This is a genomic window from Pseudomonas sp. NFACC08-1 (genome assembly GCF_900106735.1).
In the GTDB taxonomy this organism is placed as follows: domain Bacteria; phylum Pseudomonadota; class Gammaproteobacteria; order Pseudomonadales; family Pseudomonadaceae; genus Aquipseudomonas; species Aquipseudomonas fluorescens_Q.
Map to the genome: position 1 here is coordinate 401775 of NZ_FNNL01000002.1, position 22019 is coordinate 423793.

Annotated in this window: 8 protein-coding genes; 7 read left to right on the top strand and 1 reads right to left on the bottom strand. The window is 61.2% G+C overall.

What is annotated here, in order from left to right:
- Window positions 1-174: 174 nt before the first annotated feature.
- Window positions 175-2391: a TonB-dependent siderophore receptor gene (locus BLU76_RS05510; protein ID WP_092221810.1), complete on the bottom strand. Its 2217-nt coding sequence runs from the start codon at window positions 2389-2391 to the stop codon at window positions 175-177.
- A gap of 289 nt (window positions 2392-2680) precedes the next feature.
- On the opposite strand from BLU76_RS05510, the gene BLU76_RS05515 reads away from it, so the two are divergent.
- The 7 genes from BLU76_RS05515 to BLU76_RS05545 all read left to right on the top strand — a co-directional run bounded on the left by BLU76_RS05515 (window position 2681) and on the right by BLU76_RS05545 (window position 22008).
- Entirely contained in the window at window positions 2681-3484 is an 804-nt protein-coding gene (locus BLU76_RS05515) for an ABC transporter ATP-binding protein (RefSeq protein WP_092221812.1), read from the top strand.
- Window positions 3481-4464, top strand: a complete 984-nt coding sequence (locus BLU76_RS05520) for a FecCD family ABC transporter permease (RefSeq protein WP_063321657.1) — start codon at window positions 3481-3483, stop codon at window positions 4462-4464. The genes BLU76_RS05515 and BLU76_RS05520 overlap by 4 nt, the downstream gene beginning before the upstream one ends.
- Window positions 4461-5510, top strand: a complete 1050-nt coding sequence (locus BLU76_RS05525; RefSeq protein ID WP_063321656.1) for a FecCD family ABC transporter permease — start codon at window positions 4461-4463, stop codon at window positions 5508-5510. Before BLU76_RS05520 ends, BLU76_RS05525 begins: the two co-directional genes overlap by 4 nt.
- Window positions 5511-5593: 83 nt before the next feature.
- Window positions 5594-6502 (top strand): ABC transporter substrate-binding protein, encoded by a 909-nt coding sequence (locus BLU76_RS05530; protein ID WP_063321655.1) that lies wholly within the window; start codon window positions 5594-5596, stop codon window positions 6500-6502.
- A 134-nt stretch (window positions 6503-6636) separates the two neighbouring features.
- Window positions 6637-7611 carry a TauD/TfdA family dioxygenase gene (locus tag BLU76_RS05535; protein ID WP_256572645.1) on the top strand — a complete coding sequence of 325 codons (975 nt, stop codon included), beginning with the start codon at window positions 6637-6639 and terminating at the stop codon, window positions 7609-7611.
- A 70-nt stretch (window positions 7612-7681) separates the two neighbouring features.
- On the top strand, window positions 7682-12499 hold the full coding sequence (locus tag BLU76_RS05540) for a non-ribosomal peptide synthetase (protein WP_092221816.1): 4818 nt from the start codon (window positions 7682-7684) through the stop codon (window positions 12497-12499).
- Between the two features lie 44 nt (window positions 12500-12543).
- On the top strand, window positions 12544-22008 hold the full coding sequence (locus tag BLU76_RS05545) for a non-ribosomal peptide synthetase (protein WP_092221818.1): 9465 nt from the start codon (window positions 12544-12546) through the stop codon (window positions 22006-22008).
- The last annotated feature ends 11 nt before the right edge of the window (window positions 22009-22019 follow it).

A 22019-nucleotide genomic window follows, 5' to 3' on the forward strand; every position in this document is an offset into this window, starting at 1 on the left:
GCAATACCTGATTGGTCGATTGTCCTTGGGACGTGATCGGTTTTTTGTATGAACAGGCGCTTGATCGCCCTTGAGGGAGGTAGAAGCCAGTGTCACCCAGCTTCTATCTGGTGCTTGAATTTCTGCTGCGTTACATGGCTCGGTCCACCCCTGCCAGCGCCGACCGAGCCGATCTTACCACCTGAAATTAACGGAGGTTACCAACTCGCGCTCGTCGCCGTAGCGGCAGATGGCAAATTCACAGTAAGTGTATTTCTTGTTCGTCACGTTGTTTGCGTTGAGGGCGATGTCCCAGTTCTTGTCGATCTGGTAGCTGGCCATGGCATCGAACAGGGTATAGGCCGGCATCTGCGAGTCGATACCCGAGGCCTGGGTGGTTCCCTTGTAGCGAGCACCGCCACCGACCTTCAACTGCGGCAAGCCGAACAAGGCGAAGTTGTAGTCTGCCCATATGGCGGCCTGATGGTAGGGCGTGTCTTCGCTGCGCTGGCCTACTTCGCTCTGAGTCAGGCTTTCGGTAATGCGGGCATCGGTGTAGGCGTAGGTCGCGATGACACTCAGTTGAGGCGTCACGTCGGCCTTGGCTTCCAACTCTAGGCCGCGGGAGCGCTGTTCGCCAATTTGAGAGGCATTACCACCGAGGTCAAACTTCAGCACGTTTTCTTGGGTCAGTTCATAAACCGCTGCACTCAGCAGAATGTTGCTGCCAGGGGGCTGGTAGCGAATGCCGATTTCGTACTGCTTGCCTTCGGTAGGGTCAAAAGTTTGCCCATCGGTCACTTCGGACACCGCGACCGGGAAGAACGATTCGCTGTAGCTGATGTACGGGGCCAGGCCGTTATCCGCCTGATACACAAGGCCGGCACGCCAAGTGGTGGCTTCGTTGCTTTGATGAACCGGAGACCGACCAGGGGCAAAGGCTTTTTGATCCTGGCTGGCCCAGTCGTGTCGGCCACCGAGCAACAGCAACCAGTGGTCGTCGAACTTGATCTGGTCTTGCAGGTAGATGCCTGTCTGCAGGGTATCGATCTGTGAGCCACGATCACGGCTCGGATCCTTGTCCACCACTACCGGTTGCCCGTAGTTGTAGTCACCGATATTGATAGAAGGTGCGTTGCCCCGGAAGTTATGCGAATCGTACGACGCATCGTAGGTATCAGCGCCCACCAGGAAGGTGTTTTCCACGCCGCCGATGTTCCAGCGTGTCTCGACGTTAGTGTCGCTGGCCAGGGCTCTGGAGCGCTCATGGCGATCACTGTACTGACGAGCCAGGAGGCCCGTGGTGGCTGCGGTATTGACTGGGGCCCCTGTCCGAACCTGCAGGTATTTCCATTTCACATCCGCTTCGTAGTAACGCAATTTGTTGCTGATGCGGGTGTGCTCGTCGAAACGGTGTTCAAACTCGTAGCCGATGGCGGACATTTCGCCATTCATATCGTCGTAGTCAGGCTCACCGATGAAATCGTGGCGGCCGATGGTGAAGGGGCCGTTGCCGACACCTTTGACGAGTTGATAGGGCAGGGGGGCGGAGAAGCGTGTGTCACTTTTTTGATAGAAGGACAGCAATGTCAGCGACGTGTCTTCGTTGGGACGCCAGGTCAGGGCCGGGGCGATGTAGGTCTTGTCGTCGTTGATGTAGTCCTGCTGGGTGTCACTGTCGCGCTTGAGCATGGTCAAGCGATAGCTAAGCGTCTCGCTGTCGCCCAGGGGGCCGCTGAAGTCCGCTGTCAGTTGCTTGCGATCGTGATTGCCATATTGCAGGCCCAACTCGTGCAGCGGCGCCTCCGTCGGGCGCTTGCTGACGCCGTTGACGAATCCACCCGGTGACAGCTGCCCGTACAAGACCGAGGCCGCGCCGCGGATCACTTCCACGCGCTCCAGGCCGAAGGGTTCTTGGACGCCGTCGTAGGAGTTGTTTTGCAGGCGCAGGCCGTCGCGCAGCGAGCCGCCGGTGGCGGACTCTACGTCGAAACCACGAATGCGGAACCGATCGGAGGTCCGGTTGAAGCTGCTGGGCTGGCTGGTGAAGCCCGGGGTGTAGCTCAGGGCGTCGGCCAGGGTGTCTGATTTGCGATCGCGCATTTCATCGGCGGTCACCACGGACAACGACTGCGGCGTCTCAGTGATGGCCGCGTTGGTTTTGGTGGCGCTGGTGTTGCGCAAGGCGACTTTGCCGTTGACCGGGCCTGTCGGGTTCTCCGGGGCGGCGGCGTTGATGTTGATTTCACCGAGTTGAACGGTTGTACCCTTATCGGATGTTTCATCCTGCGCGGCGATCGCCTGCGCTGAAAAAATGCTCCCCAAAGCCAGTGCAAGGGTGCTCAGGTGAAATGCTGGATGACGCATGACGTAACGTTTTTCGGTGCCAACTGTTGTTTTTTTTCCGAGCATCGAGGGAGTCCTTGAGTTTACATTTTGGCTTTGGGGGCCTTATGCCCTGATTCAGTTCGATCAATAGACCATCAGGGTTGGTGTCTACTGGCCATATGTTAGCTGTAAATGATAAGGGTTTGCATTAGTGTTGTCAGTCTTGTAGGCAATTATTTTATTTTCGACATATCCTGTCGCCCACTTATGCCCCCCGGCTGACTCCCTACGGTGTTACCGGACGAAAGAAATATCGCGGGGGCGTTGCTCGACGAATAATTCGATCAGGCCTTTTGGGCGTGGAGGGACGGTCATGCTGAAAGCCACCGATGTGCGGCTGAGCTATGGCGAACAGCAGATTCTCAACGGTGTCAGCCTGGATATTCCTGAAGGGCGTTTCACGGCGTTGATCGGGGCGAACGGGTGCGGCAAGACCACGTTGTTAAATGTGCTTGCGCATATGCTGCGGCCGAGCGCGGGCGACGTGCAGCTGTCGGGGAAGCGGCTGGGGCAGTATTCGCGTCGAACGCTGGCACAACACCTGGCGTTATTGCCGCAGCGCACGACATCGCCAGCGGGTATGAGTGTGCGCGAGCTGGTGATGCAGGGGCGTTTTCCCTGGCAGACCTGGTGGCGCCAATGGTCCGAACAGGATCAACAGGCAATTGACCGCGCCATTGACTTGGCGGGCATCAGTCCTTTGCTTGATCGTTCCTTGGCCACCCTGTCGGGTGGACAACTGCAACGCTGCTGGATTGCAATGACCCTGGCCCAGGATACGCCGGTGATCCTTCTGGATGAGCCCACGACATTTCTGGATATTGCGCATCAGATCACGCTGCTTGAGTTGCTGGTGGATCTTCGTGAGCAAGGCAAAACCATCGTGGCGGTCCTTCACGACCTGAACCAGGCCGCGCGTTATGCCGACCATTTGGTGATGATGCGCGAAGGGCGTGTGCTCGCCCAGGGCGTCCCTGCCAAGGTGTTCACTCGGGACAATCTCAAAGCGGTGTTTGATCTGGATGCGCACATCATCACCGACCCTTATTCCGGTGATCCGTTATGCGTGCCGCAGACGAGCCGAAGCCAGCCATTGGCTGTGCGGGAGGCGATGTGAGTCAGGGTTTACGGTTGCCGGTCTGGTTGGGCTTGTTGATGGCAATTGCCTTGACCTCGCTGCTTCATCTGGCCGTCGGCGCAAAGGACATACCTTGGCAGGAAGCTTGGCAGGCCTTGGTCGCCTATGCGCCGGGCAACCCCGACCAGAGCGTCATCCGTGGCAGCCGCTTACCGCGTCTGCTGGTCGCGATGCTGGTGGGGGCCAGCCTCGGGCTTGCCGGTGCAATCATGCAGGCGGTGGGTGATAACCCGTTGGCCGATCCGGGCATTCTCGGCATCAACAGCGGTGCTGCGTTATTCGTCGTGTTCGGTTTGCTGGTGCTGCCGGGCAACGATATGTCGATGATTCCATTGTTTGCATTTGCGGGGGCATTGGTGGCCTCTGTCGGCGTCCTGCTGTTGGCGGGCCGGGGGCACAATCCGATTCGACTGACACTGTCTGGAGCGATGATCGCGGCACTGTTCAGCGCCATTACCTCGATTTTGCTGCTGCTCGATCAACAGGGGCTCGACAGTCTGCGGCGCTGGCTTACCGGCTCCATCGGAGTGACCGGGGGCTCGATGCAGGCTTGGGTCTGGCCTTATGTCTTGCTCGGCATGTGCCTGTGCCTGGTGAACGTCCGTGCATTGAATGCCCATCGTCTTGGCCCGCAGGCTGCGGCCGGCATGGGTGTCAATCTGTTGAAAATGCGCGTGCTGGGCTTGGCGTCGGTGGTGCTGTTGTCTGGGGGGGCAGTGGCCTTGGCGGGGCCCATTGGCTTTGTCGGTCTGGTGGTGCCTCATGCGGCGCGACTGTTGTTCGGCGATGATTATCGTCGACTGTTGCTGGCCGCCCCGTTGCTGGGAGCGTTGCTGCTGATTCTGGCGGATATCGCGGCAAGAACCGTGGTGCGTCCGTTCGAACTCAATACCGGTATCGTGACGGCGCTTATCGGCGGCCCTATTTTTGTCGTGCTGGTATTGAGGAAGGTCAGATGATGCGAGCGGGATTGACCTTGCCCCGGGCGTATCCGTTGTTGCCTTGGATTGCGCGACCGATCGACTTGATTTCAGTGTTGTTGCTGATGGTTGCCGTTGTTGCATTGGCGCTGTACGCATTGACCGTCGGCAGCTACTCACTGAGTGTCGCCCAGGTCTGGCAAGCCTTGCTGGCACCTGAGCAAGTCAATTCGACAATGCGCAACCTGCTCTGGGAGCTGCGGCTGCCGCGTGTCTTGCTGGCGGTCCTGGCCGGTGCGGCCATGTCCCTTGCGGGTCTGTTGATGCAGTCGTTGACGCGTAACCCGCTGGCGGCGCCGGGCCTGGTGGGCGTGGAATCAGGCGCCAGCGTCACCATGTTGTTGATTATCGTGCTCTGGCCGGCGCTTTTACCTCTGGAGTTCTATCCATTGGCGGCACTGGCCGGCGGGTTGGCGGTGGCTTTCTTCGTTGCGCTGCTGTCCTGGCGCCAAGGCATCTCGCCGTTGCGCTTGATCCTCGTCGGCGTCGGTCTCACCGCGATGCTTAGCGCGGTGGCCGACCTGCTCATCACTTACGGCAATATCGATCAGGTGGAGTCGGCCCTGATGTGGCTTGGCGGCAGTTTGCACCGAGCCAGTTGGCCGCAGGTTCATAGCCTCGGCCTCTGGCTATTGGTGGCTGGGGTGCCGTTGCTGTTCTGTCATCGCCAGTTGAATCTGTTGCAGTTGGGTGAAAAAGTCGCACTCAGTCGAGGGCTGAATGTCACGTGGATCATGGTTTCGTTGTTGCTGTGCAGCGTCATGTTAACGGCGGCTGCAGTGGCGAACGTGGGCACCATGACGTTTGTCGGGCTGGTGGCGCCTCATCTGGCGCGACAAATGGCGGGTGACCGTCATGGCGCCTTGATCCCCTTGTCGGCCTTGGTCGGTGCGTTGTTGGTGCTGGCCGGTGACACGCTGGGCAGGGGGCTTTTGCCGCCCCTGCAGTTGCCCGCAGGGCTGGTTGTCGCAATCATCGGCGCGCCGTATCTGATTGTTTTGCTGGCGCGTCAACGCAGTCGCTGAAAACACAGCGACGCTCATTGGAAATGTGTGGAGGTAAACGCGTGCGGGACCGGGTTAAAGGTTTTTTCCGAGGTGTGCTTGGCATGCTATGTGTGCCGTTGGCATTGGTAGCTGTACAGGCTGGCGCCGCTGAAACCAAAGTGTTCGAGAACAGTTTTGGCCGAGTCGAGGTTCCCGTGGCGCCGCATTGCATTGTGTCTTTGCATGACTTCAGCCTGACGGCCCAGTTGCTGGAGTTGGGGGTCAAACCCTGTGGTTCGACGGGGCGCAAAAAGCTGTTCTCGGACGTGTTGTTCCGCGGGACGCAGGAGCGGTTCGATGTGACGGGCATTCAGTATATCGGCTCGCACCAGGCGCCCGATCTGGAAGCCATTGCAGCCTTGAAGCCTGACTTGATCGTGGGTTTGTCCTATCACGCCGACCTCAAGGACAAGCTCAGCAAAATCGCCCCGGTCGTGCTGCTCCCCGCTCGGGAAAGCGATATCAAGACTTACGCTAAACAACTCGCCGACCTGGTCGGCAAGCAGCAGCGCTATGCGGAAATGCTCAACGAATATCAATGGGTCGTCAGCGAGTTCAAGAAGCGCGTGAAAGATCCTTCGCGCATTACCGTCACGACGCTGGAAGTCTACAGCGACGGCTTTCAACTGATCGGTCGCGGCGGCATGGACGACGTCATTGCCGACTTTGGCCTGGGGCGTGTCGCCGCGTACCGCGAGGCGCGGCAGAACGTGCCTTACAGCCTGGAACGCATCGGCGACTTCGACAGCGATTTCATTATTGACACGTATGAAGAGTTGCTCGACTCAGAAGCCAGCACAGCGGCGTTTCGTCAGTCCCCACAGTGGCAGAATCTGTTTGCAGTGAAGAATCGCCAATTCCTGTACCTCAATCGCAGCCGCTATGCCGATACGATGCAGGGCCTGGTGGGTTCTGCCTATCTGCTGATGTCGCATATCGCCGAGCGCGAGAGCGTGCTGCAGACCAAGTAAAACGTATCATCTGCAATACAATCGTCATTAATGACAATGATTCTCTATTGCAGGTGTTACTCGTTTGTATTAGTTTATGCTCTCGAAAAATACGCTGATCGCGATGGCGGGGGGCTTAGATGGAAAGCGGTTTGATGCGTGCACAGGTTCAATTCAAGGATGTTGTACCGGGTAACGAGCAGACCCTGCCGTTCATATTCCAGGCTCCGCTTGCCGGCGATGCCTGGCAAGCCAGTCGAGCGCAGATCCAGCAGGTCGTAGAAACTGAGTTGCCGCGTGCGGGTGGCATTTTGTTTCGCGGTTTTGCGTTCAAGGGAGAGGCCGACTTCGAGGAATTTGCTCGTAGCTTTGGCCATGAACTGCTGACCTACGACTACGCTTCCACCCCGCGCACCAAGCTCAACAACCGGGTATACACCTCCACCGAGTACCCGGCCCATCAGGTTATCCCGCTGCACAATGAACAGTCCTATTCGCTGAATTGGCCGATGAAAATCTGGTTTCATTGTATGCAGGCCTCGCCGGTCGGCGGTGAAACCCCCATAGCCGACAGCCGCCTCGTTTACCAGCAACTCGATCCTGCTATCCGTCAGCGTTTTGCCGAGAAACGCCTGATGTACGTGCGCAATTACGGCAATGGCCTGGACTTGCCCTGGCAACAGGCTTTCAGCACCGAAGACCGTGCCCAGGTCGAGCGTTTCTGTCGCGCCAGCAACATCGAGTTCCAGTGGACGGACGATGGCGAGCTTTCCACTCGCCAGGTCTGCCAGGCCGTTGCCCAGCATCCGGTGACCCGGGAGTGGGTGTGGTTCAACCAGGCTCATCTGTTCCATATCTCCAACCTGGCAGCGTCGGTGCGCGAGACATTGATCTCCATCGTCGGGGAGCAGGGCGTGCCGCGTAACGTGTTTTATGGCGACGGCTCGCCAATTGAATTGGAAGCGTTGGAGCACATCCGCGAAGTGCTGCAGCGCTGTCAGGTGAGTTTTCCCTGGCAGGCGGGTGACGTCTTGATGCTCGACAACATGCTGGTCGCTCACGGTCGTTCGACCTTCCAGGGATCGCGCAAGGTCGTGGTCGCCATGGCAGAACCAGCCTCGGCAAGCTGATCGCCTCCCACTTTCAGAAAGCCGTCGTAATGGGCGGCCTATTTCGAACAAGTACAATCAAGGACATCAAATGCTCGATCGCCTGATGCATCGCTGCTGGCTGCGTGGAATTCGCCTATCGATAGCCCAAGGTCAATTGATCGTTACGCACGGATCGCCAGGTGCGCTGGATGATGAGCTCAATGCCGAGCTCCATGCACGCGACGCCGAAATTCTGCAGTGGCTGCAACAGCACCCCGATTATTTTGCTGCCCGGCCCCTGACGGATAACGAGCAGGCGCTCTGGTTCCTTCAGCGCCTGGAGCCTGACAGCTGCGCCTATAACATTGCCTATGCCGGACGGATCAAGCCGCAGTTCGTTACCCAAGACTTGCCTCAACGCCTGCAGGACGCCTGGGTGACGGTCCAGCGGCGCTATCCGATGTTGTGCACGGCCTATGCCGAGCGCAACGGCGAGTTGTTGCAGTGGAGCCACCGCGAGCGGGTCCAGCCGTTGCAGTGTGTGGCCCTGCAAGACGCGGGCGCAGAGACGTTGCAGCAACGTATCACTGAGTCGGCCGATCTTCCCTTCAAGCTGGAAGAGGGGGACGTCAGTCGGGTCGTCCTTTTGAGCAATGCACGCGACGGCCATGTCGAGCACACCGTGCTATTGGTGATTCATCACATCGCGGCGGATCTGGCCACGTTCTACATTGTGCTCAATGAGCTGTTCGCATTGATCAACGATCAGCCGCTGCCCGCCGTGAATCCCGACGCCTATCGCAACTACTGCAGTGATCTGCACATCCGCAGCGAAGCGGCCGAGCCCGTGGAACTGGCCTGGTGGCAGGCACAACTGGCCGAAGCGCCGACGCTGGAGTTGCCGACGGATTTTCCCTACGGCAGCAATCAGGCATTCAAAGGTGGGGAGTTGTCGGTCCGCTTCGATCCGGCCACCACGGCACGGTTTCGCGCCGTAGCCCGAGAGGTGGGAGTGACGCCGTATGTGCTGTGGTTCTCACTGTTCCAGCAATTTCTCGGCGTGCTGTCAGGCCAAGACGATTTCGTCCTGGGGACGCCCAGCGGTTGGCGCTTGCGACGCGAGCACGTCAATCTGCCGGGCTACCTGGTCAATCCGCTGCCGATTCGCTGCCGTCTGCGTCGGGATCTGTCCAGCGGCGACTGGGCCAGGCAGGTAGATGCCACCGTCAAGCAAGCCCTGCAGCACCGCCACTACCCATTCTCGCGCCTGGTCAAGCAACTGGATTTACCGCGCCAGGTGGGCAGGGCGCCGCTGTTCCAACATATGTTCACGCTGAACAAGGAACGCATCGCGCCTTTCGAGCAGTACGTCGACCGCTTGCTGTCGGAGCAGCGCGGCGCGGCCCACGAACTGAACATGGTGATCATCGACGAGGAAGAGGGGTTCCTCTGCCGCTGGCGTTACAGCAAGGCGTTGTACCGCCATGAAACGATTGAGCGCTATCGGGATCAGTTCGTCGCCTTGGCACTCGCGGCGATCGAACAGCCCAAAAGGCCGTTTGCCGAGCTCGAGTGGTTGGTGCCCGAGCAGCAGTCATTCCTGCGCGGGGAGGATGCGTCGGTCGCCGTCAGCAACGCCTGGCAGGCGTTCACTGAGCAGTGTGAGCGCAAGCCGCAGTCGATTGCTCTTCAGGATGAGCAGGGTACGCTCAGCTATGCCGAGCTGGGACGTGCTGTGGTCGCCCGCGGCGAACGCTTGCAGGAGGCTTCGAGCCTGGCCGGTGAGCGCATTGCCTTGTGCCTGCCGCGCAGTCGTGAGTTGGTGATGCATATGCTCGCAACCTGGCAGTGTGGCGCGACCTACCTGGCCCTCGATCCGCAGTGGCCGTCGTCGCGTTTGCAGGCTATCTGTCAGGATGCAATGCCCAAGGTGTGGATCAGTGAGGGCGCGCGCCCCGAGTGGTTGCCTGGGCAGGTTCGGTGGTTGGCGTTGCCGTCTGTGCAATTGTCCAGTGAGTCACCTTTGCGAGCGGCCCTGGCGGCCGATCTTGCGGCTTACGTGGTGTACACCTCGGGTTCCAGCGGCCGGCCAAAGGGCGTAAAGGTCAGCCAGGGCAATCTGATTCATTACGTCACCGGCTGCCTTGAACGCCTGAAGCTGCCGGCCGGTGCGAGTCTGGCGAGTCTGGCCAGCTGTGCGACCGACCTGGGCCACACGGCCTTGTTCGGCGCACTGCTGAGCGGCCGCTGTCTGCGCCTGCTGGCCGAGGAACTGGCCTTCGACGCCGAGGAACTGGCTGCCGTGCTTGAACACCAGCCCGTCGACCTGTTGAAAATCGTGCCGTCGCACCTCAACGCCTTGTTGATCGCCAAAGACCCGCAGCGGCTGTTGCCGCGTCGATGCCTGGTGGTGGGCGGCGAGGCCCTGAGTCACGAGTTGGTGACACGCTTGCGTGCCTTGAGCGCGGATTTGCGCATCGTCAACCACTATGGACCCAGCGAAACCACCGTCGGGGTGCTGACCCATGAGGTCGATGCCAGCGGTGCCGCACCGTTGGGGCGGCCACTGGCCAATGTCCAGGTCAGCGTGCGCTCGTTTGATGGCGCTCTGTTGCCGATCGGCGTCAGCGGTGAACTGTACGTTCAAGGGGCGACCGTCGCTCAGGGGTATCTCAGTGCCACCGATGCCGATCACGCACGCTTTGGTGAGCACGGTTATCGCACTGGGGACCGCGTGCGACTCAATCACCAGGGGCAGGTGGAGTTTCTCGGTCGCCTCGATGAGCAGGTCAAGATCAGGGGCTACCGGGTGGAGCCGGCGGAGGTCGCGGCACAGTTACGCGCCATGCCTCATGTCAGCGATGTCAGGGTGCTCAACAGCCCCACGCCGTTGTCGGGCAATCGACTGGTAGCCTTCCTGGTCGCGCCGTCGGCCGCACTGGCCGAAATCCAGACGGCGCTGCAACGGCAATTGCCGGACTACATGCAACCGACTCAGTGGCATTGTCTCGACGGCTTCGCCTTGCTGCCCAACGGCAAGGTCGATCGTCAGGCATTGTTGCGCCTGGCTGAGCAAGCGACGGCGCCGCTGCAGGGGGCAGGGCCGTTGGGCGATCAGCCCTTGAGCACCGTGGAAGCCGCGTTGCTGGACATCTGGCGGGCGATGCTCGGCAATCCCGAGGTGGGGCCTGATGACAACTTCTTTGCCTTGGGGGGCGACTCCATTCTTGGCCTGCAAATCATTGCCTTGGCACGCCAGCAACAGATTCTGATGACACCCAAGCAGTTGTTTGCCGAACAAAGCGTGCGAGCCTTGGCCCGGGTGGTGCAGACACCACGGCGGACCCTCGAGCAGCGCCTTCTCGAAATCGCCCGGGAGATTCTCAATAACCCGGATCTGCGGGTAGACGACAATTTTTTCTCGGTCGGCGGCGACTCGATTCTGAGTTTGCAGATCATCGCCCGGGCCAAGCAACAGGGTCTGCAGCTCAAACCCAAGCAGATTTTCGAATACCCCACCGTGCGCGGCTGGGCCGAGCAGGTGGTGGACCTTGGCGCGATGAATGCGCAGCCTGCCAGCGACGGGCCTGAGCCCACCACGGCTTTCGCCTTGACGCCGATCCAGGATTGGTTCTTTGCCCAGCAGCAAAACCTGGCCGAACACTGGAACCAGTCGCTGTTGCTGGCTTTGGACGAGCCACTGGATCAGGAGCGGTTTACCCAGGCCCTGGGCTCGTTGCTTGAGCGCCACGCCAGCTTGCGCCTGACCTTTGAAACATCGGCGCAGGGCTGGCAACAACGCTATCAGCGCTTTTCCCAGGAACAGGTCAAAGCGCTGTTCCAGGTTGTGGAAGAACCCTTGACCGAAGCGCTGCTGCAACGCTCGCAGCAGGGCTGGAACCTGGCCCAGGCACCGCTGATCCGCTGGGTGTATTTCCCCCACAGCCGGGAATTGCTTTGCACGGCCCATCACCTGTTGGTCGATGCGGTGTCGTGGCAGGTTCTGCTGCAAGAGTTGGAAGGCCTGTACCTGCAACCGGACATGGTTTTGCCCGCCGTCACGGCAGGTTTCCATGTGTGGAGCCAAGCGTTGCAGCGCCACCGCGGTGAGCCTGATGTGGTGGCGCAGGTGGATTTCTGGCACGAGCAGTTGGCCGCCGAGGGCGTCGTACCTGAACAGGTCAGCTTGTACGGTGAGAGCCGGACGCTGGACACGCAATTGTCGGTTGAGCAGACGCAGTTGTTACTGGGCGATTGTCATGGGGCGTACGGCACCCAGGTCCAGGATCTGTTGGTGGCCGCGCTGGCCGGAACCATCGGCCAGTGGCAGGGGCGGGAGCGCGTCACCCTCGAATTGGAAAGCCACGGTCGCAGCGGTTGGGAGCAGAGCCCCGATCTGTCCCGCTCGATTGGTTGGCATACCAGCCGCTATCCGCTGGCCGTCGACACCTCATGGGATTGCGAACACTCGATCATCGCCGCCAAGGAAGCCCTGCGCCGCGTACCTGAGCAAGGCATGGGTTACGGATTGCTGCGCCTCGACCCGGCCCATGGCCTGGGGGCGGCCTCGCTGCTGACCTTCAACTACCTGGGGCGGGTCGACCAATGGCTCGATGCGTCCAGCCTTTGGCGATTGGCTCGGCCGATCTGTCCGGGCATGCGCGCCGACAGCACCCGCCGTACGCACTTGCTGGATGTCACCGCGCTGGTGAACGAAGGTCGGCTGCATATCGAATGGCGTTATGCCCCGCAGGTCCACGAGCCAGCGTTGGTCCGCGAGTTGGCGCAGCAGTTCCAGCAGCGTATTGCGGCCTTGCTGGAGCACTGCCTGGCCCCCACGGCCGGTCGCGCCACGGCTTCGGACTTCGCCGACTCCGGCTTGTCCGACGATGAGTTCCTGGGGCTGCTCGAACAACTCGAGCAGTGACATCTATTGCGCCCCCCTACATTACAGGTTCGGATACCGTCAGCATGAACGACAAGGTCAAAGCACTTTCGCGCAATATCGAAGCGATTTACCCGCTGGCTCCCATGCAGCAGGGGCTGCTGTTTCATAGCCTGCTGCACCCTGGCAAGGGTATGTACCTGCTGCAATACCGTCATGTCATGGTCATGCCCAATCTCGATCTGGCCGCTTTTCGTCAGGCCTGGGCGCAGGTGGTGGAGCGCCATGAGTTGCTGCGCACCTCTTTTGTCTGGAAGCAGCAGAAGCGACCGATGCAGGTCGTGCACAAGCAGGTCGAATTGCCGATCACCTATGAGGACTGGTCGCATCTAAGCGAAGGTGAGCAGCAGGATCGCCTGGAGCAATTGCTCAGCGAAGAACGCGCCCAGGGACTGGATTTTACCAAGGCCCCCCTGATGCGAGTCAGGCTGTACAAGCTGGCGCCCGACACCTACCAGTTCGTGCGCAGCTATCACCACATTCTGATGGATGCCTGGTGCTTCTCGATCATCATGATGGACTTCCTCAACGGCTACCGCGCCGCCCAGGAAGGTCGCCGCCTGAATTTGCCGGCGCCGCGTCCATACCGTGATTTCATTCGCTGGCTGGAAACCCAGAAGCCGGAAGATCATCAGGCGTTCTGGCAACAGCGCCTGGCGGGTTTCGACACGCCCAATGAATTTGGCTTCGGTCATGTCGGGCGCATTCAGGGCGCCGCCGAGCCCGTTGAGGACTGTGTCGAACATCTGGAGCTTGAGCAAACCCAGGCACTGCAAAGCGCGGCGGCCCAGCACGGCATTACCCTGAACACCCTGGTGCAGGGGGCCTGGGCTTTGCTGTTGGCGCGTTACAGCGGTGATCGCGACCTGGTGTTCGGTATCACGGTCGCCGGTCGCCCGGTGCACCTGCAAGGCATGGAAAGCATCGTCGGTCTGTTCATCAACAGCTTGCCGCTGCGCTGGCGTTGGCGCCCGGATGACGCGCTGGGTCCATGGCTGAAGGCCTTGCAGACCGAGAACCTGAGCCTGCGCGAACACGAGAGTGTGTCCCTGGCCGAGATCCAGCGCTGGAGCGAAGTACAGCGTCAGGATTTGTTCCAGAGCCTGTTCGTCTTTGAGAACGCCCCCATTGCCGCCGACTTGCGCCAGGGGCAACTGGACTACCTGATCAGCGACATGGCCAACCGCACCCATACGAACTATCCCATCACGGTGGTGATCGTCCCGGGTGAGCGCCTGCATTTGCAACTGACCTACCAGGCCGATTGGTTCCTGCGCGAAGAAGTCGAGCAGATGCTGCGCCACTTCCGCACCTTGTTGCTGAACATCGGTGATGCCCTGCACACGAACGCCGAGACCCCTTTGCACCACTTGGCGATGCTCGATGAGCGTGAGATTGCCCACCAGCATCAAGTTTGGGCCGGGGGTGGTCTGGCGGCCAATGAACAACTGCTGCAACCGCTGTACATCGAGCGGTTTGAGCAACAGGTTCGCCAGACACCCGAGCGCATTGCCATGGTTCACGGCGAGCAAAGCCTGACCTTCGACCAGTTGAACCGCGCCGCCAACCGTCTGGCCCGGCACTTGCGGGCGCAGGGGGTCAAGTCCGACGATTTGGTCGCGGTGTTCGACGAGCGAGGCCTGGACCTGGTGGTGATGATTGTCGCCACCCTCAAGGCCGGTGCCGGTTGGCTGCCGCTCGACCCACGCAACCCGCCTCAGCGGCTGGCGCAGGTCCTGCGCCAGAGTCGAACGCCACTGCTGATTCACAGTGCAGGGCAGGGCGAGCTGGCGATGGAGGCTTTGGACTACCTTGAGCAGCGTCCCCAACCGGTGCTCTACGATCCGGCGGTGTTGAGCAGCTACAGCGATGACGCGTTGAACATCCCGGTTCACGACCGCTCGTTGGCCTATTGCATCTTCACTTCCGGTTCCACCGGCACGCCCAAAGGAGCCATGGTGGCGCATGCGGGCATGCTCAATAACATTCTCGGCAAACTGCCGGGGCTGGGGCTCGATGCGACCGACGTGATTGCCCAGACCGCGCCGCAGTGCTTCGACATTTCCGTCTGGCAAACCCTCGCTGGCCTAGTGCTGGGGGCGCGCACGGTGATCCTCGGCGATTGCGTCGTGCAGGATCCTGAGGCGCTGGCTTCAGCCATTGAACGACACGGCATCAGTATTCTTGAGGCCGTGCCGTCGTTGATGCAGAGCCTGCTCGACGCGGGGCTCGAGCGTTCGTCCCTGCGCTGGGTGCTGGCCACCGGCGAGGCGTTGCCGCCGGCGTTGGCGCGTCGCTGGTTCGAGCGTTATCCCGCCATCCCGTTGATGAACGCCTATGGGCCGGCCGAATGCTCCGATGACGTGGCTTTTCATCCGTTGCTCGAGCGTTTGCCTGAGCAGCGCACCAATGTGCCGATCGGTCGCGCCACATTGAACAATCGCTTGTACCTGCTCAATGCCGACCTGCAGCCGATACCGGCCGGCGCGGTCGGGGAAATCTTCGTGGCCGGGGTGGGCGTCGGGCGCGGTTATATGGCCGACCCGGCGCGCACGGCGGCGGTGTTCCTGCCGGACCCGATTGCCAACGACGGTTCCCGTCTCTATCGCACTGGCGACCTGGCGCGCTTCCTGCCCAATGGTGATCTTGAATACGTCGGCCGTACCGACCACCAAGTCAAGATCCGCGGGCACCGTATTGAACTGGACGAAATCGAAGCCTGCCTGACCCGTTACCCCGGCGTACGGGAAGCCGTGGTGGTGGCTCGTGATGACCAGCAACGTTCCAAGGTCCTGGTGGCTTATGTGGTGGCGGATGCACAGGCAAGCATCGAGGCCCTGCGCGAGCATGTTCTGGGTAACCTGCCGCCGTACATGACCCCGGGCGCTTTTGTGTTTCTGGAGCGCTTTCCACTCAATGGCAATGGCAAGATCGACCGCAAGTCCTTGCCCGCGCCGGATTTCGCCGCGCAAAGTCAGGCCCGCTACGTTGCGCCCAGCAGCGAGTTGCAGGGGCAGATGGTCGAGGCTTGGCAAAGCGTGCTGGGGCTCGGTCAGGTCGGGGTCGAGGACAATTTCTTCGAGCTAGGCGGTCACTCGCTGCTGGCCACTCAACTGATTGGCCTGATCGGCAAACTCAGTGGCAAGGATTTGCCTCTGCGCGTGGTGTTCGAGCGCCCGACCATCGCCGCCATGGCCGATTGGCTGGAAAGTCGAGCCAGCACGGTCAAGTTGTCGCCAACGCTGTTGCCGCGCCCTGAAAAGTTGCCACTTTCGTTTGCCCAGCAGCGCCTGTGGTTTCTGCAGCAACTGGATCCGCAAAGTCCCGCCTACAACCTGGCCGGTGCCGTGCGCTTGACCGGCGAGTTGCATATCGCCGACCTGCAGGCTGCCCTGCAGGCCGTGGTCGATCAGCACGAAGTGTTGCGCACCGGGTTCATCGGCGAAGCTCAAGGGCCGAGCCAGGTGATCCTGGCCCGCACCGAGCTTGAGATGCCTTTGATCGAGGTGCAGAGCGAAGAGGCGCTGCACGACTTGCTGCGTCAGGATGCAATGACGCCTTTCTCTCTGGAAACGGCTCCATTACTGCGTGCAAGACTCTATCGCCTGGCGCCGGATGCATTTGTCCTGTCGTTGAACTGCCATCACATCGTTGCCGATGGCTGGTCCCTGCAATTGATCATCGACGGTGTGTGCAAGCAGTACCGCAACTTGCGGCAAGGCCTGGTGACGGAGCAGTCAGCCTCGTCGATGCAATACGCCGACTATGCACTCTGGCAACGCCAATGGATGACCAGCAAGGCCTGTGAGCAGGAACTGGCCTATTGGCGCGAGCAGTTGGCCGGCGAGTTGCCGGTGCTGGAGCTGGCGGCCGATTTTCCTCGTCCTGCCCAGGCCACCCAGGCTGGCGGTCGTGTTGAACGGCGCTTGCCCGAGGCCCTGGCGGCACGCTTGCGCGCGTTCAGTGCTCACCATGGCTGGAGCAATTTCATCCCGATGCTGACCGCGTTTCAGCTGCTGTTGCGCAGCCGCAGCGGCGCGGACGACATTCTGGTCGGGGTTCCCGTTGCCAATCGGCACCATGGGGTCCTGCAGCCCCTGGTCGGTTGCTTCGTCAATACGCTGGTGTATCGCAAAAAACTGTCGGGCGAGCGCAGTCTGCTGCAACTGATGATCGAGTTGCAGGCGTTGTCGGTGTCGGCTCAGTCCCATCAGGACTTGCCCTTCGATTACCTGATCGAACAGCTTGGTGTGGTCCGGCAGGTAAGTTACAACCCCCTGTTCCAGGCCATGTTCAACTACTTTCCGGGCAACGCCCTGGAGCGTTTTGAGCTGACCGATGTGATCGCCGAGCCGTTGGACAATCGTCCGGACAGCGTAATGTGTGACCTGCACCTGGACGTGCGGGACAGCGAGCATGGCATCAGCCTGAGCCTTCAATACAGCAGCGATCTGTTCCGCGAACAGACCGTGCAAGCGATGGCCGAACAATATCTGGCATTGCTTGATGCGTTGCTAGAGCAGCCAGGGCAGGCCTTGGGTGAGCTGGCATGGCAACCCGCCGAACGGGGTCTTGCCCGAATCGAGGGGCACCGCGTGGCCGGTCATCAGGACATCCTCCAGGCCTTTGCTCATCAGGTTGCCCGCCAACCCGACGCGGTCGCCGTACTGGCCGGCAATGAGCGCCTGAGCTATGGCGAACTGGATCAGGCCGCCGAACGACTGGCGACGGCTTTGCAGGCCCATGGCGTTGGCATCGAAGATCGAGTGGCCTTGAGCCTGCCTCGTGATGCCCGCCTGCCCATGGCGATGCTGGCGATCCTCAAGGCCGGCGCTGCCTACGTGCCGTTGGCCGAGGACACGCCACCGGAGCGTGGCCGTTACATTCTTGAGGCGGCGCAACCCAAACTGTGTCTGGGCACTGCCGCGAGCCTGGCGGTGTTGGCGCAGTGGAACAGTGGCGTGCCGTTGCTTGACATCGATGCCATGAGCGCAACCGACAGCTACAAGGCGCCGGCATCGACTGCGCAACAGCTCGCTTACGTGTTGTACACCTCCGGCTCCACTGGCCAGCCCAAAGGCGTGGCTATCAGCCGCGGCAACCTGATGAACCTGATGCTGGCCGTGGACCAGGTCTTGCCAATGACGGCCCGGGATCGGGTGCTGGCATTGACCACCGCGACCTTTGATATTGCCATTGTCGAATTGCTGCTGCCTCTGGCGCATGGCGCCAGCATCCTGTTGGCTGATCGCGAGCAGGCGCGTGATCCCCAAGCGATCGATCAGCTATTGATGACAGGACAACCAACGGTCATGCAGGCCACTCCGGCGACCTGGCGGATGCTGGTGGCGCACACCTCGCGCAGTTGGCAAGGCGTGCGTGCCGTTTCCGGTGGGGAGGCCTTGCCCTGTGCATTGGCCGAAGCCATCGAGGGCAGGGGCGCCAGGGTCATCAACGGTTACGGGCCGACAGAAGCGACGGTCTACAGCACTTTTGAAGTACGCAGCGGTGGTGAGGCGGGTGTGGAAGTGCCTATCGGGCAACCGGTGGCCAATACCGCGGCGTATGTCCTCGATGCTGATCTGCAGCCAGTGGCCGCAGGTGTACCGGGTGAACTGTATCTGGCCGGGGCCAACCTCGGTCGTGGTTACTTCGCGGCGGCGCGACTGACCGCGGCGGCTTTCCTGCCCGATCCTTTCGTGCCTGGCGCCCGTATGTACCGCACCGGTGACCGGGTTCGTCGTAACAGCCAGGGCGGCCTGGATTACCTGGGGCGTCTGGATTTCCAGGTCAAACTGCGCGGCTTCCGAATCGAGTTGGGTGAAATCGAAGCGCTGCTGGCGCGTATTCCCGGGGTTCGCGAAGCGGCTGTCGTGCTGCTGGGTGGCGGCGAAACAGCGAGTCTGGTGGCTTACTACGCAGGCGACCCGCTGGATGAAGCGCTCTTGCGTGAGACGCTCGGCGCGCAATTACCGGACTACATGTTGCCGAGCCAGTTCGTTCGCCTGGACACCCTGCCTTTGAGCCCCAGCGGCAAGGTTGACCGCAAGGCATTGCCGGCGCCGGTACAGCGTAACCGCCACAGTGGCGCGCTTTCGGGCGAATGGGAGCAGGCGTTGGCCACGCTCTGGGAGGAGCTGTTGGGCTGCACCGATGTGGGTGCCGACGATAACTTCTTCGCCTTGGGCGGCCATTCTCTGCTGGCAGCGCGTCTGGTGGCGCGAATGGCCGAACAGCATGGCCGGCGCCTGCCTTTGCGCACGGTGTTCGAGCGGCCGGTCCTGCGGGATCTGGCGGCGCAGTTGGCGGCGACGGGCATTGAGGCAGAGGGCGTCTTGCGTCATTTTGCAGAACCCTTGGCACCGCTGCATTTCACCCAGCAGCGGCTGTGGTTCCTCGATCGTTTGCAGGGCGATACCCAGGCCTACCATTTGTCCCTCGCCTTGCGTCTGGAGGGGGCGCTGCAACCGTCGTTGCTGGAGCAGGCACTGACGCAACTGATCAGTCGCCAGCACAGTTTGCGCACGGTATTCAGCGAAACGTCCGAGGGCGCACGTCAGCAGGTCGAGGCGCTCACGGCGGTGCCGTTGAGCTTCGAGCCTCTGGAGATTGACGCGCATTCGCCAGTTTTTGCGCAGAAACTGAGTCAAGAGGCACAGCGTCCCTTCGACCTTTCGGCGCCCCCGCTGTGGCGAGTGCGTGTGTACCAGGGCCAAAGCCTGAGTGTGCTGCAGGTTACCTTGCACCACATCATCGCCGATGCCCGTTCGCTGGAAATCTTCTTCAATGAACTGCAACTGATCTACCAGGCGTTGCTGGAAGGGCGCGGCGCTTGCTTGCCGCCACTACCGCTGCAGTTTTCTGACATCGCCGCCAGTTGGCAGAGTCCTGCGGGGCAAGCGTGTATCGAATCGCAGCTTGAGTACTGGCGTCGGAGCCTGGCAGGGGAGCCGCCGGTGCTGAACCTGCCGACCGACATGCCACGCCCCGCGGAGCAAGGTTACAAAGGCCAGCGCCTGCGCTTCAGCCTGCCGGCAACCCTGGTCAAGGCGCTGCGCGAGACCGCGCAACGCCATGGGTTGACCGCGTTCGCGCCGTTGCTTGCAGCCTGGAAAGTTCTCCTGGCCCGACACTCGGGCCAGCGTGAAATCTGGATTGGCCTGCCGGTCGCCCATCGCCATCAGGCCCACACCGACAACCTGATTGGCTACTTCGCGACCACCCAGGTGCTGCGCAGTCACATTGATGCCCAGCAACCGGTCGAACAGTTCTGGCAGCAACTGCAAGCCACTCACCTGGCTGCACAGCAGCATGGGGACGTCCCTTTCGAGCGACTGGTGGAGGCGTTGCAAGTGCGCCGCGACCTTAGCCACACACCGCTGTTCCAGGCGTTGTTCAACCTGATCCAGCGCGATGTCGCCGCAAAGGATGAGCACCGTTTCGCCGGCTTGCCGGCGCAGCGACTGGCTGTGGAAAGTGACAGCGCCCTGGTGGATATCGGCTTGCACATCGAGCAGCACGGTGACGATTGGCAATGTGTGCTGGAGTACAACACCGACCTGTTCCTGGCCCGGACGGCGCAACGTTATGCCGACGAATATCTGTATCTGCTCGAGGGCATGCTGAAAAACTCACAGGCGCGCCTATGGGACATCGACCTGGCCAACGCCGATCATGCCCTGGCCCAGCGGCCATGGAACCAGGCAGCCGAGGTCTTGCACGGCGAAGTGGACTTGATTGCCCGCTTCGAGCGCCAGGTGGCGTTGACGCCCCAGGCATTGGCGGTCGATTGCCAGGATCAGCAATTGAGTTATGCCCAGCTCAATGCCCTCAGCAATCGCCTGGCCCATTGGCTGCGTGCACAGGGTGTCGGCACCGATGAGCTGATTGCCGTTTGCTTGAGTCGTGGCCCCTGGTTGCTGCCAACCCTGCTGGCTATTCACAAAGCTGGCGCGGCGTACTTGCCGCTGGATCCGCAACACCCGGCAGATCGCCTGCGCTTCATCATCGAGCACGCGCGGCCGGCCCTGGTGCTCAGCGAAAGTCAGTGTGGCGATGCCTTGAGCGGTGTCGACAACGTCTGGCTCGATCAGTTGTCGCTGGAGGCATGCAGCGCCGACAACCTGATGCTGGCGGTCAACCCACAGCAACGCGCTTATGTGATCTACACCTCGGGCTCGACCGGTACACCAAAAGGTGTGCAGGTCACACGCGAGAACCTGAGCAACCTATTGGCCGGTCTCGATCGGCAGTTGCCACTCAGCGCTGCGGATGTCTGGCTGGCCAGTACCACTTACGCGTTCGATATGTGCAAGCCGGAACTGTTCTTGCCGCTGGTCAACGGCGCAGCCATCTTGCTGGCCCGTCGCGAGCAGGTCGTCGATGGTCATCAACTGTTTGCCTTGCTGCGCCGGGCCACGGTGTTCCAGGCGACACCCGCCGGCTGGCAGATCCTGCTGGAAACCGGACAGGCCGACTGGCCGCCAGTGCGCGGGCTGATTGGTGGTGAGGCGGTTCCGGGCGAACTGGTGACCGAGCTGCGTAGCCGGGGCGTGGTACTGATCAACGCCTACGGCCCGACCGAAACCACCGTCTGGTCGACCACGCAGGCGTTGCAGGAGGTGCCGTCCGGCGTGGCTGATATTGGCTCGCCGCTGCTCAATACCCGCTGCTATGTGCTCGATGAAATGCTGCGTCCGGTGCCGCTGGGCACTACCGGGGAGCTGTATATCGCGGGCGCCGGGGTTACCCGTGGCTATCAGCATGCCGCCGCCGCAACGGCCGCGGTCTATCTGCCTGACCCCTATGCCGGCGAACCTGGCAGCCGCATGTACCGCACTGGCGACCTGGTACGCCGGCGCGGTGACGGTCGGTTGGCGTATGTCGGTCGCAGCGACTTCCAGGTCAAGGTGCGCGGATTCCGCATCGAGCCCGGTGAGATCGAATCGCTGGTGCGTCGTTACCCGGGCGTGGAAGAGGCCGTGGTGATGATCGATCCACGCAGTCAAAGCCTGTTCGCTTGGCTGCAGGCGCCGAGCCCCATTGATCAAGTGGCCCTGCGGCGGTATCTCGAAGGCCTGTTGCCGGGCTACATGGTCCCGGCCGGTTTTATCGAGCAGCAGCGTTTTGCCCTCAATGCCAACGGCAAGATCGACCGCAAGGCCTTGCCGGCACCGCAGCCCATCGCTGTACAGGGCGTGGCGCCGCGTAACCAACTGGAGCAGCAACTGGCCGAGATCTGGCAGGGCCTGCTTGAGGTGCCGCAAGTCGGGGTGTTCAACAGTTTCTTCGAGCTGGGCGGGCATTCGTTGTTGGCGATGCGCCTGATGACCCAGGTCGAGAGCCGTTTCGGCATCAGGATCGAGCTGCGCAGCCTGTTCCATAACCCGACGATTGCCGGTCTTGCCGAGCAGATCGAGAAACCCCAAGGGCCTTCGACCGACGAAGCCCTGGACGAAATGCAGCGCCTGTTATCAGAGATGGAAGAGTAAGGATGAGTGCG

Coding starts and splice junctions, on each gene's coding strand:
- BLU76_RS05510 (WP_092221810.1), bottom strand. CDS start 2,391: ATGCTCGGAAAAAAAACAACAGTTGGCACCGAAAAACGTTACGTCATG.
- BLU76_RS05515 (WP_092221812.1), top strand. CDS start 2,681: ATGCTGAAAGCCACCGATGTGCGGCTGAGCTATGGCGAACAGCAGATT.
- BLU76_RS05525 (WP_063321656.1), top strand. CDS start 4,461: ATGATGCGAGCGGGATTGACCTTGCCCCGGGCGTATCCGTTGTTGCCT.
- BLU76_RS05530 (WP_063321655.1), top strand. CDS start 5,594: ATGCTATGTGTGCCGTTGGCATTGGTAGCTGTACAGGCTGGCGCCGCT.
- BLU76_RS05535 (WP_256572645.1), top strand. CDS start 6,637: ATGCGTGCACAGGTTCAATTCAAGGATGTTGTACCGGGTAACGAGCAG.
- BLU76_RS05540 (WP_092221816.1), top strand. CDS start 7,682: ATGCTCGATCGCCTGATGCATCGCTGCTGGCTGCGTGGAATTCGCCTA.
- BLU76_RS05545 (WP_092221818.1), top strand. CDS start 12,544: ATGAACGACAAGGTCAAAGCACTTTCGCGCAATATCGAAGCGATTTAC.